The organism is Bacillus sp. B2-WWTP-C-10-Post-4 (assembly GCF_009183805.1).
In the GTDB taxonomy this organism is placed as follows: domain Bacteria; phylum Bacillota; class Bacilli; order Bacillales; family Bacillaceae_G; genus Bacillus_A; species Bacillus_A cereus.
In genome coordinates this window covers 1-15610 of record NZ_WEII01000037.1, presented here as the reverse complement: position 1 = coordinate 15610, position 15610 = coordinate 1, and the positions used below count along the sequence as shown (strand labels likewise).

The window sequence follows — 15610 nt, the reverse complement described above, 5'->3', positions numbered from 1 at the left end:
AGATGGGGCTGTATCAAAATGACATCGGAGTATGCTTTTGATATGGTCTTTTTTATTGGAATTTAATATGTTTTTTATTAGATTTGTGGATTCATTTAATTGGTTTAAGTAGAATGTGGAGATGGGTCTTTCTAATCGAAGTAGACCGATAACTAGCCCCTCCTAAGCCCCTTACAAGCCCCTACCAAGTAATAAATCACTAAGAAAAAACACAACAAAACAAAAACACCAACAAACACCGTAGTAGGAGTCGAAAAAAAATTTGAAATAACACGCCAAAAACCCGGCCATCCTCCCATATATATTATGAAGAGGTTTTTACATTTGAACGGAGACGGGAGGAACTTTGATGGCGGTGTATCGTAATGTGCAGGTGAATTTTTGGCAGGATGATTTTGTTTTGGATTTGACGCCGGAGGAGCGGTATTTTTATGTTTATTTATTAACTTGTTCGAAGACGACGCAGTGCGGGATTTTTCCTTTTCCGAAGCGGTTAGCTGAGATGGAGACGGGTTATAATCGGGAGACTGTTGATAAGCTTGTGCAGCGCTTCATTGATTATGGGAAGATTCTGTATGATGCGGATACACGGGAGTTATTCGTTTTGAATTGGCTTCGTTATAACCCTGTGACGAATACGAATGTGGAGAAGTGTGTGCTTCGTGAGCTGAAGGGTGTGAAGAATAAGGAGTTTGTACATATGTTTCTTCAGAAGTGCGTAGAGGAGGAGCTGAATGTTCCGATGCTTTTAGCGCATTTCGGTATACCGAGTGATTTGGCTGTGGATGATGTTGAGCCAGTTTGTGAGGAGACAGAGGCGGAAGAAGAGGTTATAGAGGAAGAAACGGGAAGTCGTGTGTTTTCTTTTTATGAGCAACATTTTGGTAGTTTGTCTCCTCATACTGTGGAGGAACTGAGTGCGTGGATGGATGATTTGTCTGAGGATCTTGTGCTGAAGGCGCTTCAAATTGCGTTTGAGAATAATAAGCGGACGATTGCTTATGTGAAGGGGATTTTGAGAGGATGGCACGGGAAAGGGTTTACGAAAGTGTGTGAGGTTGAGGCGGATACGGCTAAGTTTCGGAAGAAGGAGTTGTCTGTTAGTACGGGGGAGACGGAGGAGTTTTTGGCGAGGTGTGAGGAGTGGGAGAAGAATGCGCCATCTGAGGAGGAGTTGCAGCGCTTTTTAGCGGAGCGCGGGTGGCGTCCATGAGTATTCAAAATGTGGAGGCGGAAAAGACGGTGTTAGGTTCTCTATTACTTGATGGAGAGCTTATTAAGGAGTGCCGTTTGACGGAGCAGTATTTTTCTCTGTCAGTGCATAAGTCTATATTTCAGTTAATGCGAAAAATGGAAGAAGAGGGGCAACCGATTGATCTTGTGACGTTCATTTCTAGGGTAGATCCGAAGTTTTTAGAGGGGATCGGGGGAATGGAGTATTTTATAGGGTTAATGGATAGTGTGCCTACAACTGCCAACTTCTCTTATTATGAGGGGCTTGTTCGAGGTGCCTGGAAAATGTATCAGGCTGGTGTTCTCGGGCACAAGATGGGGGAGCGTCTTATTGCGGAGAAGAGTGAGAAAGTTATCGGTGAGACGATTACGGCACTTTGTGAGTTAGAGGAGAAAGACTCTGTATGTGAGTTTGATTTGAAGGATGCGTTAGTTGATTTGTATGAGGAGCTTCATCAAGATGTAAAGGAGATTACTGGTATTGAGACTGGTTATACATCGTTAAATAAAATGACGTGCGGATTGCAGGAAGGTGATTTTGTCGTTCTTGGTGCGCGTCCTTCTATGGGGAAGACTGCGTTTGCGCTTAATGTTGGACTGCATGCGGCGAAGTCTGGAGCGGCGGTTGGATTGTTTTCGTTAGAGATGAGTAGTAAGCAATTGTTAAAAAGGATGGCTTCTTGCGTAGGCGAAGTGTCAGGAGGTAGGCTGAAAAATCCGAAGCATCGTTTTGCGATGGAAGATTGGGAGAAGGTAAGTAAGGCGTTTGCGGAGATTGGTGAGTTGCCATTTGAGATTTACGACAATGCAGGCGTTACGGTACAAGATATTTGGATGCAAACTCGTAAGTTAAAGAGGAAACACGGTGATAAAAAGCTTTTAGTCATTGTAGATTATTTGCAGCTTATTACAGGCGATTCGAAGCATAAGGGCAATCGATTTCAAGAGATTAGTGAGATTTCTCGTAAGCTTAAGGTATTAGCACGTGAGTTAAATGTTTGTGTAGTAGCGTTATCACAGTTATCTCGTTCTGTAGAGTCGCGGCAAGATAAGCGTCCGCTTTTATCTGATTTAAGAGAGACGGGACAAATTGAGCAAGATGCGGATGTCATTATGCTTATGTATCGCGAAGATTATTACGATAAGGAAACGAAGCAGAAAGAGATGACGGAGATTCATGTGGCAAAGCACCGGAATGGGCCTGTGGGGAGTTTTAAGCTGAGGTTTTTGAAGGAGTTTGGGCGGTTTGTGGAGAGGGAGAAGTAGTGAGAGGAAGGTGTTTTGAAAATAGCATGTGCATGTGAACCAAAGTTGTAACGCTAATTTTATAAGTTATATAATAAAGAAAATGGTAACTAATAGTTAAGGGGGATTAGCTATTGGCAGGGAATGATATTTCTTATCATAATAAAGATATTCTGATGAAGTTTTTAAGTGAATGTTATAGGGATAAAGGGCTTGAAGCATATGGGTTAAAAGGTTATCCAAGAATAAAAGAATTGTTGCTAAATGAATTTTCGAGAGTTCGTGCAGATCAAAGGCGCTCAGATACTTTATTTGAAATGGAAGATGGTTCAATTTTAATGTTAGAGTATGAAAGTAATACCCGTTTCCTCGAAAACCATTTGAAGTATATGGATTATGCGAATCAAATTATGTATCGTTACTATAATAAGAGGAAAGAGTTACCGGATATTCGAATCGTAGTTATTTATACAAGTGAGGTAATGAATCCTATAGAAGAAATAGATGTATGTAGTATACGTTTAAATTCTAAAGCGGTTTTACTAAATGAATACAATGGTGATGCCATTCTTCAAAAGATTATTAGAAAAATGGAAGAAGGAAAATCTTTGACGGATGAAGAAACCATGAAATTAATACTTGTACCACTTATGCATAGTAGAGAGAAAAGACAAATTTTAATTGAAAAAACGATAGAAGTAGCAAAGTGTATCTCCGATGAGCAAGAACAAATTCAAGTTATTGCTGGGATTCTTGTAGCTACAGATAAATTTATTGATGAAGACTACGCGAAAAAGGTAAAGGAGTGGTTACGGATGACAAAAGTAGGTCGTTTATATGAGCAAGAGAAGCAAGAAGAAATTGATAAAGCACTTTCGGCAGCTGGAATGCTCTTTAAAGGAATGAGTGTAGAAGAAATAGCTAAAAAATTAGATGTAACAATTGAAAAGGTAAAAGAGTGGGAGAAGCGTTTATCTCATTAATCGCTGGGGTAATGGCAGCCTCTGTATAAATTTATACAAAAATAGCCGAATATTTATTATATAATAGTCGGCTATTTTTGTACGGAGAAGTTGTTAGGTTTAATACGCAAATCTTTTGGTTTGCTCTTGAATATGTTCCTCATTTCCCCATAAAGAAAGATCTTCTCTCTGCAGTAATCCATTGCTGCAAGTCATCTTGGCTACGTCGGACGAGTCGATTTACTAAAACATCATGCCATACATAATCCTCTAATAAGTATATATGAACGGGGTCATCTGTATAAAAAGCAATATTACGCTCTTCAAGTGATGGTCCATAAATCATCTCTTTAGAATCTATCGATACAATAAACCAATGTTCTGTAGACAAGGTTTCTGTATAAGGTGTTATACGATGGGCTTCTAGATTTTTAATTGGGTTTTCAACATGCAGGGTAATACCTTGTATTGTAACTTTATCAGCTACTTCAGATAGATCTTCTTTTAACGCTTCATACATCTCATCCCACATTGAAATGACAATACGTCGTTCTGCTTTTTTTATTAATGCCTGACAATAGCTAATGATTGTTTGATTGTCTTTTAAAGTAATCACTCGATTATCCGTTTTTTCCTCGGAAGTTTCTAGTTTTTTTAATGAATCACTTATTCCTTCGTAAGTAGACTGCCATTCTGTTTGCGCCTTCTGTAAAAAGATTTCAACAGGTAGAGGTGAATAGCGAGTGGTGTCATTTATTTCTTCCTTCATGACAATTCCTTTTTCTACAAGGTTACCTAAAATCTCATAAATTCGCGCTCTTGGGACACCCGAATCCTTACTCACTTGGTAGGCTGTGACAGGCCCTTGTTTAACAAGAGATACATAAGATTTAGCTTCATATTCATTGAAACCAATTTTTTTAAGCTGTTGCACTATGTAGTCCACTTTTTTCGTCCTCCGATGTTTGCTTTTATCCCGCTTTAACGGGCAGTAAGACTCCCACCTCAAAATTCAGCGGAAGCAAAGAAGTTAGGTGGGGGTCGGGCTGCCCGTAAAAGCCCGATTGGGTCAACTAATAATCAGTGGCCCCACTGATTAAAGTTTCACTTTATATTTTAACGTTACAATAACTGTTTACATTTAGCAAATTATTAGTTACTATTCGAATAGTGACTAAAGGGGAGGTTAATAGTATGGATTTTTATTTAGACCCATCTGTATTAATGATTTTGATTGTTTTTGGATTCGTAGCTGCATTTATTGATTCAGTTGTAGGTGGTGGTGGACTCATTGCTTTACCAGCTTTATTATTTACAGGACTGAATCCAGCAAGTGCAGTAGCTACGAATAAACTAGCGTCGACAATGGGAAGTGCAACTAGTAATATTGTGTTTTATCGTTCTGGTAATCTTGATTTGAAATCGGCGTTTAAATTAGTTCCGCTCACTTTCATAGGTTCCATAATAGGGGCATGGACCGTTCATTTAATGAATCCAGAAGTACTGAAGCCATTGATGTTGATTATGCTTGGTGCGGTCGCTATTTATACGATATTCAAAAAGGATTGGGGTAGTATTTCCACTCATAAGAAATTGTCTGGTCGACACGTCATTATTTTTACTTTCTTTGTTTTTGCTATTGGTTTTTATGATGGATTTCTAGGTCCTGGAACAGGCTCGTTTTTAATGTTTTCTCTTTTATTTATTGGATATGATTTTTTAAAAGCAGCAGGTAATGCGAAGCTTCTTAATTTAGGAAGTAATGTTGGTGCATTGTTGATGTTTATGTATGTAGGGCAAGTAAACTATGCATATGGTTTTATAATGGGGATTGCTCAAATTGCTGGAGGGATTGTTGGCTCCAAATTTGCTATAAAAAAAGGAAGCGGGTATGTTCGTGCCCTTTTCATTACAGTAACTTGTTTATTGTTAGCGAAAAATCTGTATGACTATATTCAGTAAGTAATTAAAGAACGTAGAAAAGGTCAAGTATGCAAACTACATCAAGTATAAGAAGATACTAAGGAGAGATTCCTTTTAACATTTTTTAGATGCTACCTTGTTTGAAGATAGCATCTAAAAAGAAAATCTAAGTGAAGAGAATGAAAATAATATAAACTCATATTTTTCTGGGGTATGTTTATTGATCATAGTGAAATGTTTATTCTATATTCTTCTTATAATTAGACCTCAACAAACTCTTAAAATCTAACTCAGCAATTAGCACACTCAACAATATAAGCGTAGCCCCTAAGTATCCTTTTCCTGTCAGCGTTTCACCTGTGAAGACGAAAGCAAAGCCTGCGGAAAAGACAGGTTCTAATGAGAAGATAAGTCCTGTATGTGTAGGCGTCGTGTATTGCTGGGCAATAACTTGCACGATGAATGCGACTGCGGTGCAAAATATGCTTAAGGCTAGAATGATGAGCCATGAGTTGGTTGTGCTAGGCAGTTTTGGCGTTTCGATAATGAATGAAAAAATAAGACTAAATAGGCCGACGAAGCCGAGTTGCACTACTCCAAGTGCAATGGAATTCACATGTTTCGTTACACTTCCAGTAATGATGACGTGGATCGCATAAAACAGTGCAGACAGTATGCAAAATATATCGCCGTTACCGATTTTGAATTCGCTCGTTAATGTTAATAAGCCGATTCCTATTATCGTTAAAATGATCCCTACTATCACTTTCTTTTCCGGAATGTGTTTTAAAAATATAGCTGATAATATTGGAATGAAAATGACTGTGAGACATAGTAGGAAACCAGCATTAGAAACACTCGTATACTTTGTACCGAAAGTCGCGAAAATGTAAACGATAAATAAGACAGAAGCGAGTATAAATGCATATTTTACAGTTTTAAAATCGATCTTAAATAAATGTTTGTAAAATATTAAACCTGATAAAAGAAAAGCGATAATAAATCGTAATGCGATTAAATTATATTCTTCTATGCCATCAAGTCCAAGTTTTGTAAGTAGGATGGATGCACCCCAAAAAAATGTAACTAGTAGTAACATTAAATCCGCTTTTAATTGTAGTTTCATTTCTATTCCCTCGTTATGTATAAATTTTATAAGCCCATACCCCTATCCCCATTATTCATTTTAATATTAATTCTGAATATTTTTAACTTAAATTTATCGACGTTTTATTCCATAAAAAAAAGAGGCTGTTTATAAAACAGCCTCTATGTACCTGAAAATCCGAACCTTGACTAAAGACTACGTACAATCTCCAACCCTTTTCTTGTTAAATGAATCCCTGCTCTACCTTTTTTTATTTCCACATACCCTTTCATCTTCAGGAAGTTCAATCGGTGTCTAACCTGTGCCTCAGTTAATTTCATTTCGACTTCTTGGCTCTTTTCAGAAATAATTCTTCGTCCGATTGCCTTTCCTTTTTCTTCATAATTCATGATAAGGGTAAGGATGAAAAGTGATTCTTGATCAAGAGCGTTTGAATTTGAAGAAAAGGGTTTAATATTTTCTGCCTGATCGCTATTTGTTTTCTTATGTGGAGGCTTTTGAAAATAATGTTGATTAGGCAAATCATTTTTTGTTATTTGGTTTCCGGTACGGACAGCAAGCATATAATCTATCGTATTTTTAAGTTCTCGTACATTTCCGTACCATGGATATCCTTGCAGTTCTTCAATTAGTTCTTGTTCAATTTTGACTTTAGGGTCCGATAGTGCGACAAAATGTTTAGCTAATAATTCAATGTCATTTCGGCGCGCCCTTAATTCGGGAAGGTGTATAAAGAGTACTTTAAGCCTATGGTATAAGTCTTCTCTAAACATATTTTCTTGAATCATTTTCAGTAGATCCTTATTGGTTGCTGCAATAATTCGGACGTCTATCGGGATAATTTGGCTTCCGCCAACACGCATAATCTCTTTTTCCTGCAATACTCGAAGTAGTCGTGCTTGAAGTTTCAGGCTAATATCTCCAATCTCATCTAAAAAAATAGTGCCACCATTTGCTTGTTCAAATAGTCCCATTTTCCCGCCCTTTTTTGCTCCGGTAAACGCTCCGTCTTCATAACCAAATAATTCACTCTCGACTAAATCATCCGATAAAGCACTGAAGTTAACGGCAAGAAAAGGGCCGCTATTTCGCTGGGAAGCATTATGAATAGCACTTGCAAACAACTCTTTTCCAGTACCACTTTCACCTTCAATTAATACAGTTAAATCAGTCTTAGCTAACCTTTTGGCAATTTGTTTCGTGTCTTGGATCGTAGAGCTAATCCCAACGATGTTATGAAAATTGTATTTTGCTACATAACCTTTTTTGACAAATTCTTTTCTCAATTTCCGTTCAAATCCGATGGTCTTAAGGGCATTTCTGAAAGTAACAATAATTGATTGATCATTTATATGTAGACGTTCCACTATTACATCCAAGCCGTTTACAACAAATATTCCGCTTTCTTGTTGCTTATTTGAAAGGATGAAGTTTACTAAATCAATATTATCAATAATGGCATCAATCGGATGACCAATAGCGTTTTTACTTTTTATTTTCAGCATGCTTTCTAAGAATTCATTAAAGACAACAATTCTTCCTTCATAATCAATAGCTAGTATGCCATCACCAACACCATCAATAACTTGATGAAGTTGTCGATGAGCTTTAGCTAAATTCTTTGTTAAATCTACTATTTTTCGATAGTATCTCTCAGAAACGTGGTTACCTGATTCCTCCATTAAATGAAACCGATCTAGAATGGACATGATTGTAGTAATATCTATTAATCTATGACCAATATTAATTACTTTTTCTACAAAATCAGGGATAATTTCAAGTTCGCCAGGTGTGATTGCGAGCTTGTTCATTTGTATATTCGTTTTTCCAGGATAGTATGGGACATATTCAATATGGTTCAGCCCTAATTGACGCATCGTTTCAATTGATTCGTATACTGTTTCATGATTATCATTCACATATAGGGCTTGTGTTCCTTCTGGTAAAAATAAAAGCTGGTCTACGTTTTCATAATTTAATGTTCGTTTTGCTATTATTACTTCGCAGTTTTCCCCAATAAAGTCTTTCACCGTTTCTATCGTAAATGTATTAGGTAACACAATTAATGTAGAATGAAATACTTTTGGAATACTTTCTTCTACAGAAAAACTTTCGATATCTATGAGATCACCTACCATCTCCGTTAGTTGTTGATGTAGGGCTTTTCGTGTTTCTTTTAAAACGGTGATCAATACAATGTGGTTGGTTTCAAATTTGTTCATAGAGCACCTCTTTAGTTGAATGGAATTGGTCTAAAGTTGGTTATTAATTGGTCATTATGTAACCAATTAATAACCAATTATAATACATTTCAGCATAGTAAACACCGATAAAACGACAAAATATTTAAAAATATGTAAATAATCACTTTAATTTTAATGTTGGCACGATATTTGCTTGTATCAATGGTGTGTAAAGAAATAATGAAATGAGTAGAGTCGTAATTTACATATTTAATTCTTTACCACTTGCTAGAAAAGGGAGGTTAAGAGTATACAATTTCAGCAGAGAAAGACAACGAAACCATTTAAATTATGAGGTGAGAGAAAATGAAACCACTAATTGGTGTTACTGGGTATTATGTTGATCATAGTGAAATAGGGAAGGAGGGCTTGCGAGGGCTACCAGGTCAAGATATGGCTCTCTTTTCTTATGACTACATCCGTTCACTTCAAAGGGCAGGTGCAACGGTTGTTCTACTTCCAATTGAGGAAGTTGATCAAATTGAGTCCACACTTAATCAATTAGATGGATTGTTATTGGCTGGTGGCGCGGACATCAATCCAGTTTATTACGGTGATATTCCAAAATCATATATAGGCACTGTAGAGGAAGAACGAGATAATTTTGAATTAAATTTGGCAAAGCAGGCTTTAGAAAAAGATATTCCTATTTTAGGAATTTGCCGAGGATTACAGGTATTAAATGTTGCAGCTGGTGGCTCTCTTTATCAAGACTTAGAGCACGAGATGGGACCAGAATATTTCCATGCTCGGGAGCAGTTCCGTAAATGGCAAGGCTCTCATTCTGTAGATCTTCTGGAAGAGGGGAAAATTTATGAGGCTATTGGCCAAAAATCTTTAATGGTTAATTCTTTTCACCATCAAGCAGTGAAAACACTGGGGAAAGATTTTGAGGCGAGCGCATGGTCCTTTGATGGTGTAATAGAGGCTATTGAATCGAAAGCTCATCGTTATGTAGCAGCCGTTCAATGGCATCCAGAAATGATGTCGGAAAAAGATGTCTTGCAGCAGCGTTTATTTAACCAATTTGTAAATGAAATTAGTAAAAAGGTAGTTAAATCATAGCGTGTTATAAATAAAAGAATTGGTGGATAGCTTGGTATGTCATGGTTGTGGGGAAACCAGACTGCCGGCTGCCCGGAAAAGTAATAATCAGTGGGGGATGAACGACCCCCCCATTGATCAAAGTTTCACTTTATTGCAAAGGGGATTGGTATATGAGTCAAGTATCAGAGAAGGCAGTTTCATTCGAGCCAGAAGAAAAAAAGGAAAGAAAAGAATGGAAAATAAACGTATTTGCAATGTTACTTGTCTTGCTAGTTATTGCAGCTGTTATTACACATATATTGCCGGCCGGAAAATATGAACAGATTGAAAAAAATGGGTATACAACAGTAGATCCAAATTCATTTAAATGGATTGAATCAACGCCACTTGGATTTTTTGATACGGTAAAATCTATTCCTACAGGGATGGTAGAAGCTGCTAATATTATCTTTTTTATTCTTATTATTGGGGGTTTTTTTGGTGTATTAAAGGCATCCGGTACAGTTGAGGCTCTTGTTTCAACGATGGCAAAAAAACTTGCTAACCGTGAAAAGTTAATGATTCCTATTATCATGCTGTTCTTTGCGCTTGGCGGATCATTAATGGGAATGGCGGAGGAAGCTTTAGTGTATGTACCTTTATTTATTCCGCTAGCTCTTGCGGTTGGATTTGATACGATAACAGGAACTGCGATGGTACTAGTAGGAGCGTCTGTTGGATTTACAACGGCAATTATGAATCCGTTTACAGTTGGGCTTGCGCAAGGGATAGCGGGTCTTCCTATGTATTCGGGGATGGGGTTCCGCCTCGTTTTATTCGTAGTCATATATGTAATTGCGGTTACATTCGTTTATCGTCATGCGATGAAAGTAAAGAGGGATCCTGCAAGCGGAATTTACGGAAAATTCGATACAAATGAGCAAGACAGCCTATTAACAGCGAAAGTAGAGTTAACAAAAAGACATAAATGGATATTAACGGCCTTTTTAATCAATTATATTATTCTTGTATTTGGTGTTATTAAGTACGAGTGGTATATAAAAGAAATTGCAGCCTTATTTATTATTTTAACTATAATCATTGCAATTCTTGGCAAGATATCTCTTGATGATACAGTAGAATCTTTTACACAAGGATCGGCATCTTTAATCGGGGGAGCTTTAATTATTGGTGTATCACGCGCTATTTTAGTTGTCTTGAATCAAGGGCATATTATAGACCCACTACTGTATCAAGTGTCGGAAGGAATGGAACATATTTCTCCTTTTTTAAGTGTTGTTGGAATGTACAACTTCCAAGTAGCGATTCATTTTATTTTAGCATCAGGTAGTGGTCATGCAATGTTGACAATGCCTATCATGGCGCCACTTGCAGATTTATTGGACATTACACGCCAAACAGCTGTATTATCCTTTTCATTCGCGGATGGTATTGGAAATATTATTTTTCCGACAGGTGGTACGCTAATGGCTGGATTAGCAATTGCAGGAATTTCATGGACAAGGTGGGCCAGGTGGATTCTTCCTTTAATTCTAATTGAATACTCAATCGGTTTAATAGCAGTTATAATTGCTCATTTTATTGGTTATGGTCCGTCTTAATAAAAGGTGAATATGCTTTCAGTTATAGAAAGTTCGGATTTGAAGAAGATCGCTAAATAATGGTGATAGAAAAGCCCGGTTTAGAAGGGCTTTTTTTCTATGTGAAATTTCATTTGTTTGGTTTACATAATATCTTTACAATCATTTGATAAAATATATGTAACTGCATATTGTGAGGGTGGGTGGTTATCCCTTCTTTCCATTTGGAAGGAAAGGGGGTGATAATATGGAGTTTTTGTTTGACCTTGTAAAAGAATTTGTAAAAGCGACTGTACGTGAAGTTTCAGCGTATTTTTTGCGGAAGCAACTTCTGGATAAGGACAACAAAAACCCCACTCCGCGCCGTAGGAAGCAAAAGGGTGGGTTTCGTAAAAAATAGTAACGTGTAATAACCACCACCCTATACGGTAGCAGTTAAGGAAGAGATGTTAGCGCATCTCTTCTTTTTATTATATGCCATTTTATTTGATGTCATACTTATATAGTATTCTACGGAAAATATATCATATTCCTATTTTGTGGTCAATTTGATCCCGCTTTAACGGGCAGTAAGACCCCCATCTCAAAATTCAGTGGAAGCAAAGAAGTTAGGTGGGGGTCGGGCTGTCCGTAAAAGTCCGATTGGTGAGGGCTGATAATCAGCGGGGGATGAACAAAACCCCCCACTGATTAAAGTTTCACTTTATTGCATGATTGAACAGGTGTAGTCTTATTCCTCTTCAAACTGAAAAATATCCCTGTTAATAAGTTGGTGGAGGTACCTATCCATTTCAGCAGCAGAAACTTTTCTTTCATTTTTAAACCACCATGCGCTTAATGAGGTGATTGCCCCTGAATAAAAATCAATGATTAAATCATTTGGCATCGTATGATTTTTGCGCAGTTGATGTAACGCTTCTATTTCTTGTTTTCTCGTTTCGTGACTTAAATACTGTGTCCGGTTAATAAATTGTTCATCAGACATTTGCGTTTCTAATATTTTACCGATTTCTTCATGGTGTAGAAATTGTTCCATTACTTGAAATGGTTTACTTAATCGATCTGAAACGGGTATTTCAGCAATCATCTTGCTGTATCGTTTAAATCCAAATGCTAATAAAGCATCTTTATCTTCAAAGTGTTTATAAAAGGTTGTTCGGTGTACCATCGCGCGTTCACATATTTGGTTAATTGTGATCGTACTATATTTCTGTTTTGATTGTGTCATTAATTCAAATAAGGAATCCCATAGTAATTTATGTGTACGTCTAATACGTAAATCAATTTGTTTTTCATTATCGTTCATCTACAATTCTCCTTTTTTGTAGATTAAATATACAGTGGCTGAAAATTGATTCTCCCTTTTTAATCTACATATGTATATTATATTACATGTGTTCTGGTGTATTTAAAGTTTTTTAGTAAGAAACAGGAGGAGAATTTGCAAATGAATATGACAACTAAGAGCCCAGCAAGTGGCAAAGTTGATACTTCTAATATGAAACATACCCCTATTTTAATTGCATTACTTTTAGGGGCAATGGTTGCATTATTAAATGAAACATTACTTGGTAATGCGTTAACAGTATTAATGAAAGAATTTGGCGTAACAGCTTCAACGATTCAATGGCTTTCTACAGCGTACATGTTAGTAGTTGGGGTTTTAGTTCCAATTACAGCGTTACTTCAGCAATGGCTCACAACGAGACAAATGTTTTTGATCGCTATGGTAACGTTTTTAGCTGGTACATTAATTGCGGGATCCGCACCGACATTTTCTGTTTTATTAGTCGGCCGTATCGTCCAAGCTGTAGCGACGGGATTAATTACACCGTTATTAATGAATACGATTTTAATCATTTGTCCACCTGAAAAACGTGGTGCCACAATGGGATTAATCGCACTTGTGATGATGGCAGCTCCGGCAATTGGTCCTACATTATCTGGAGTAATCGTAGACTCACTAAATTGGCGCTGGTTATTCTATATTGTTATTCCTGTCGTGATCATTTCCATTATGATTGGAATGAAGTACATTCAAAATGTTTCAGAGTTAACAAGGCCAAAAGTAGATTATCCATCTATCCTTTTATCGACACTCGGATTTGGCGGACTTGTGTATAGCTTTAGTGCATCAGGTGACTTAGGATGGCCCGATGCGAAAGTGTATGGCACTTTACTTGTTGGGCTTATCTCATTATGTATTTTTGTCTTTCGACAATTGAAAATTGAGAATCCAATTTTAGAATTACGCGCATTTAAAGTCCCGATGTTTACATTATCAGTTGGATTAATCGTCATTGTGATGATGTCGTTATTTTCAACGATGACTTTATTACCGATGTTCCTGCAAACAGTTTTACTCGTTACAGCTTTTAAATCAGGAATCATCATGCTTCCGGGAAGTGTTATTAGCGCCATAATGGGACCAATCGCAGGTAAACTATTTGATAAATTTAGTCCGAAAGTTATTATCGTTCCCGGTATTGTGTTAGTGGGGATAGCAATGTTCTTATTTAAAGGCATTACTCCTGATACATCAATGGTACAAATTATTGTCATGCATAGCGTATTAATGGTTGGACTCATGTTTGTTATGACAGCACAAACATACGGCTTAAATCAATTAACACCAGATTTATATCCGCACGGAACAGCACTGTTTAGTACACTGCAACAAGTAGCTGGCGCAATTGGTACAGCTATCTTTATTTCGAAAATGTCTTCAGGAACAGCTAGCTATATGGAAAGTTCCGCAAATCCAATGGATCCAGTAGAGAAGTTAAACGGTTTAACATCCGGATTCCAAGGTGCATTTACACTTGGGCTAGTCTTTATAATTGTTGCGTTTATCATATCGTTATTTTTAAAAGAAGAGAAAAAGGGAGTAAAGGCAGCGAGGGTTTTACAGAACGCACATTAAGGTTTATATAAAAAAGACATCTTTCCCTAAAAAAGATGTCTTTTTTATATTTTTTTCGTAACACTTGTTTTTGATGTCTTAATACATAAGAATTGGTATGTAAAATATTTGTATTTTTTGAACATGAATAATTATTGAGAATAACGATGCAAAGCTGTGCTAATAACTAAAAGTCCAATAATGAGAGAAAGTGTTCTTATAATAAGTTCTGCCACTAATAGTTCACCAAATGATTTAGTGACATCGTATATAGATCCTGTTATGAGAATAGGTGCAATCATAATTATAATTCCAATTATTATTTGAAGAAGTAGATTGATGTTTTTATTCAAGACAATCACCTCCAAAAAAATAGGGAATGAGAATATGATTTTTTTTGTATTATAAAATGATTATATCGTATTACATTAGACGATGAGAATATTTTTAAATAGTAGAAATTAGAGACTCTTCAATAAAAAGGAATTAAATATGGTATTCTTTAGTTAAGATATGTAAACGAAGACGGGGGAAATGAAGATGGATAAGAAGCTAAAGTATTGGCTAGCATCTATTATAGGGGGAGTAGTACTTGCAACTGGTATGACTTATGGAATATTACAGTTTGCTGAAGTCCCGCTTAAGGGTGAGGACCATGTTTTTGCAGAGGTTAATAAAGAAGACATACTATCGAATGAAGCAGAAGTGAAAGGTTCAAATGCACAACTTCACATTACAGTAACTTCTACTGAAGAAGAAGTTATTTCAGCTATGCATAGCATGACTCATCAAAAAGTAAAAGCGTGTGAAGGAAAGGGAGCAACCCCTATGTCCAAAAAGAATGCAGAGAAAGTAAGAAATATTCTAAACGGAAACAATTTCAAGAACAAAGAAGAGCTATTAGCAATTACTGAAAGATGGGCAAATAGAGATTTTAGTAAAATTGTAGAAGAACATAACTATTTTATTAAACTTCAAAGTGGCAAGATAGGTGAAGCTACAGTGATGGATAAGGTAGACGAGCAAGTATTCTGTCTCAATACTTTCGGTGATGATGTAACGGCCGCATTAATTAAATCAGGAGATCTTCAAGCGCTGTAAGGTGTTTTTTCTCTGATATAAAGAAAGCCTCAAGTATTCATATACTTGAGGCTTTTCCAATGGAAAGATAGGAATGGTCCGAATTCTTTACATTAAGAACAAAGTGGAATTACTCCTAAACCAATTAATAAAGCTGCAGCAACTGCTGGAATTGGTACAGGAATTTGAATACCTTCTACAAATAAGAAATATTGACCACTTACTATTTTAAAACAAACTAATTGCATGGCTATTCCTCCCTTCTTTTAGGATTAATACATTATATT

The 15610-nt window shown here is 36.6% G+C and carries 15 protein-coding genes; 9 read left to right on the top strand and 6 right to left on the bottom strand.

All coding sequences use genetic code 11. The features are described 5' to 3' along the window. Nucleotides 1–349 precede the first annotated feature (349 nt). From GBN78_RS15895 to GBN78_RS15885, 3 genes are all read left to right on the top strand, one after another. Nucleotides 350–1213: a DnaD domain-containing protein gene (locus GBN78_RS15895; RefSeq protein WP_050964576.1), complete on the top strand. Its 864-nt coding sequence runs from the start codon at nt 350–352 to the stop codon at nt 1211–1213. Further along, nucleotides 1210–2499 carry a replicative DNA helicase gene (dnaB, locus tag GBN78_RS15890; RefSeq protein WP_044584186.1) on the top strand — a complete coding sequence of 430 codons (1290 nt, stop codon included), beginning with the start codon at nt 1210–1212 and terminating at the stop codon, nt 2497–2499. The genes GBN78_RS15895 and dnaB overlap by 4 nt, the downstream gene beginning before the upstream one ends. Nucleotides 2500–2612: 113 nt before the next feature. Beyond that, on the top strand, nt 2613–3461 hold the full coding sequence (locus GBN78_RS15885) for an RpnC/YadD family protein (protein ID WP_000908110.1): 849 nt from the start codon (nt 2613–2615) through the stop codon (nt 3459–3461). A 139-nt stretch (nt 3462–3600) separates the two neighbouring features. Here the strand turns inward: GBN78_RS15885 and GBN78_RS15880 are convergent, their stop codons facing one another. Beyond that, nucleotides 3601–4386 (bottom strand): TrmB family transcriptional regulator, encoded by a 786-nt coding sequence (locus GBN78_RS15880; RefSeq protein ID WP_000384620.1) that lies wholly within the window; start codon nt 4384–4386, stop codon nt 3601–3603. 248 nt (nt 4387–4634) lie between these two features. Between GBN78_RS15880 and GBN78_RS15875 the strand changes: the two genes are divergently transcribed. Beyond that, nucleotides 4635–5402 carry a TSUP family transporter gene (locus tag GBN78_RS15875; protein WP_000348458.1) on the top strand — a complete coding sequence of 256 codons (768 nt, stop codon included), beginning with the start codon at nt 4635–4637 and terminating at the stop codon, nt 5400–5402. 199 nt (nt 5403–5601) lie between these two features. On the opposite strand, the gene GBN78_RS15870 is transcribed toward GBN78_RS15875, so the two are convergent. Both GBN78_RS15870 and GBN78_RS15865 read right to left on the bottom strand, forming a co-directional pair. Beyond that, nucleotides 5602–6489, bottom strand: coding sequence for a DMT family transporter (locus GBN78_RS15870; RefSeq protein ID WP_044584188.1), 888 nt, complete (start codon nt 6487–6489; stop codon nt 5602–5604). Nucleotides 6490–6659: 170 nt separating this feature from the next. After that, the gene (locus GBN78_RS15865) at nt 6660–8693 is read right to left on the bottom strand and encodes a sigma 54-interacting transcriptional regulator (RefSeq protein ID WP_044584189.1); all 2034 of its coding nucleotides are present in this window, start codon (nt 8691–8693) and stop codon (nt 6660–6662) included. Nucleotides 8694–9020: 327 nt separating this feature from the next. On the opposite strand from GBN78_RS15865, the gene GBN78_RS15860 reads away from it, so the two are divergent. The 3 genes from GBN78_RS15860 (at nt 9021) to GBN78_RS30215 (ending at nt 11741) form a co-directional block, all read left to right on the top strand. After that, entirely contained in the window at nt 9021–9779 is a 759-nt protein-coding gene (locus GBN78_RS15860; protein WP_000803243.1) for a gamma-glutamyl-gamma-aminobutyrate hydrolase family protein, read from the top strand. Nucleotides 9780–9931: 152 nt separating this feature from the next. Continuing rightward, nucleotides 9932–11362, top strand: coding sequence for a YfcC family protein (locus GBN78_RS15855; protein WP_000084615.1), 1431 nt, complete (start codon nt 9932–9934; stop codon nt 11360–11362). Nucleotides 11363–11588: 226 nt separating this feature from the next. Further along, nucleotides 11589–11741, top strand: a complete 153-nt coding sequence (locus GBN78_RS30215) for a hypothetical protein (RefSeq protein WP_044584191.1) — start codon at nt 11589–11591, stop codon at nt 11739–11741. Between the two features lie 330 nt (nt 11742–12071). On the opposite strand, the gene GBN78_RS15850 is transcribed toward GBN78_RS30215, so the two are convergent. Continuing rightward, entirely contained in the window at nt 12072–12647 is a 576-nt protein-coding gene (locus GBN78_RS15850; RefSeq protein ID WP_070183575.1) for a TetR/AcrR family transcriptional regulator, read from the bottom strand. A 141-nt stretch (nt 12648–12788) separates the two neighbouring features. On the opposite strand from GBN78_RS15850, the gene GBN78_RS15845 reads away from it, so the two are divergent. Further along, nucleotides 12789–14264, top strand: coding sequence for an MDR family MFS transporter (locus tag GBN78_RS15845; protein WP_152127509.1), 1476 nt, complete (start codon nt 12789–12791; stop codon nt 14262–14264). A 131-nt stretch (nt 14265–14395) separates the two neighbouring features. Here the strand turns inward: GBN78_RS15845 and GBN78_RS15840 are convergent, their stop codons facing one another. Further along, nucleotides 14396–14596, bottom strand: a complete 201-nt coding sequence (locus GBN78_RS15840; protein ID WP_001038824.1) for a hypothetical protein — start codon at nt 14594–14596, stop codon at nt 14396–14398. A gap of 187 nt (nt 14597–14783) precedes the next feature. Here GBN78_RS15840 and GBN78_RS15835 point away from each other — a divergent pair, with 187 nt between their 5' ends. Beyond that, entirely contained in the window at nt 14784–15344 is a 561-nt protein-coding gene (locus GBN78_RS15835; RefSeq protein WP_000358639.1) for a PRK06770 family protein, read from the top strand. Between the two features lie 92 nt (nt 15345–15436). Here the strand turns inward: GBN78_RS15835 and GBN78_RS30890 are convergent, their stop codons facing one another. Beyond that, nucleotides 15437–15571: a hypothetical protein gene (locus GBN78_RS30890; RefSeq protein WP_001177693.1), complete on the bottom strand. Its 135-nt coding sequence runs from the start codon at nt 15569–15571 to the stop codon at nt 15437–15439. Nucleotides 15572–15610 lie beyond the last annotated feature (39 nt).

Coding starts and splice junctions, on each gene's coding strand:
- GBN78_RS15870 (WP_044584188.1), bottom strand. CDS start 6,489: ATGAAACTACAATTAAAAGCGGATTTAATGTTACTACTAGTTACATTT.
- GBN78_RS15835 (WP_000358639.1), top strand. CDS start 14,784: ATGGATAAGAAGCTAAAGTATTGGCTAGCATCTATTATAGGGGGAGTA.
- GBN78_RS30215 (WP_044584191.1), top strand. CDS start 11,589: ATGGAGTTTTTGTTTGACCTTGTAAAAGAATTTGTAAAAGCGACTGTA.
- dnaB (WP_044584186.1), top strand. CDS start 1,210: ATGAGTATTCAAAATGTGGAGGCGGAAAAGACGGTGTTAGGTTCTCTA.
- GBN78_RS15850 (WP_070183575.1), bottom strand. CDS start 12,647: ATGAACGATAATGAAAAACAAATTGATTTACGTATTAGACGTACACAT.
- GBN78_RS30890 (WP_001177693.1), bottom strand. CDS start 15,571: ATGCAATTAGTTTGTTTTAAAATAGTAAGTGGTCAATATTTCTTATTT.
- GBN78_RS15860 (WP_000803243.1), top strand. CDS start 9,021: ATGAAACCACTAATTGGTGTTACTGGGTATTATGTTGATCATAGTGAA.
- GBN78_RS15845 (WP_152127509.1), top strand. CDS start 12,789: ATGAATATGACAACTAAGAGCCCAGCAAGTGGCAAAGTTGATACTTCT.
- GBN78_RS15895 (WP_050964576.1), top strand. CDS start 350: ATGGCGGTGTATCGTAATGTGCAGGTGAATTTTTGGCAGGATGATTTT.
- GBN78_RS15855 (WP_000084615.1), top strand. CDS start 9,932: ATGAGTCAAGTATCAGAGAAGGCAGTTTCATTCGAGCCAGAAGAAAAA.
- GBN78_RS15875 (WP_000348458.1), top strand. CDS start 4,635: ATGGATTTTTATTTAGACCCATCTGTATTAATGATTTTGATTGTTTTT.
- GBN78_RS15865 (WP_044584189.1), bottom strand. CDS start 8,693: ATGAACAAATTTGAAACCAACCACATTGTATTGATCACCGTTTTAAAA.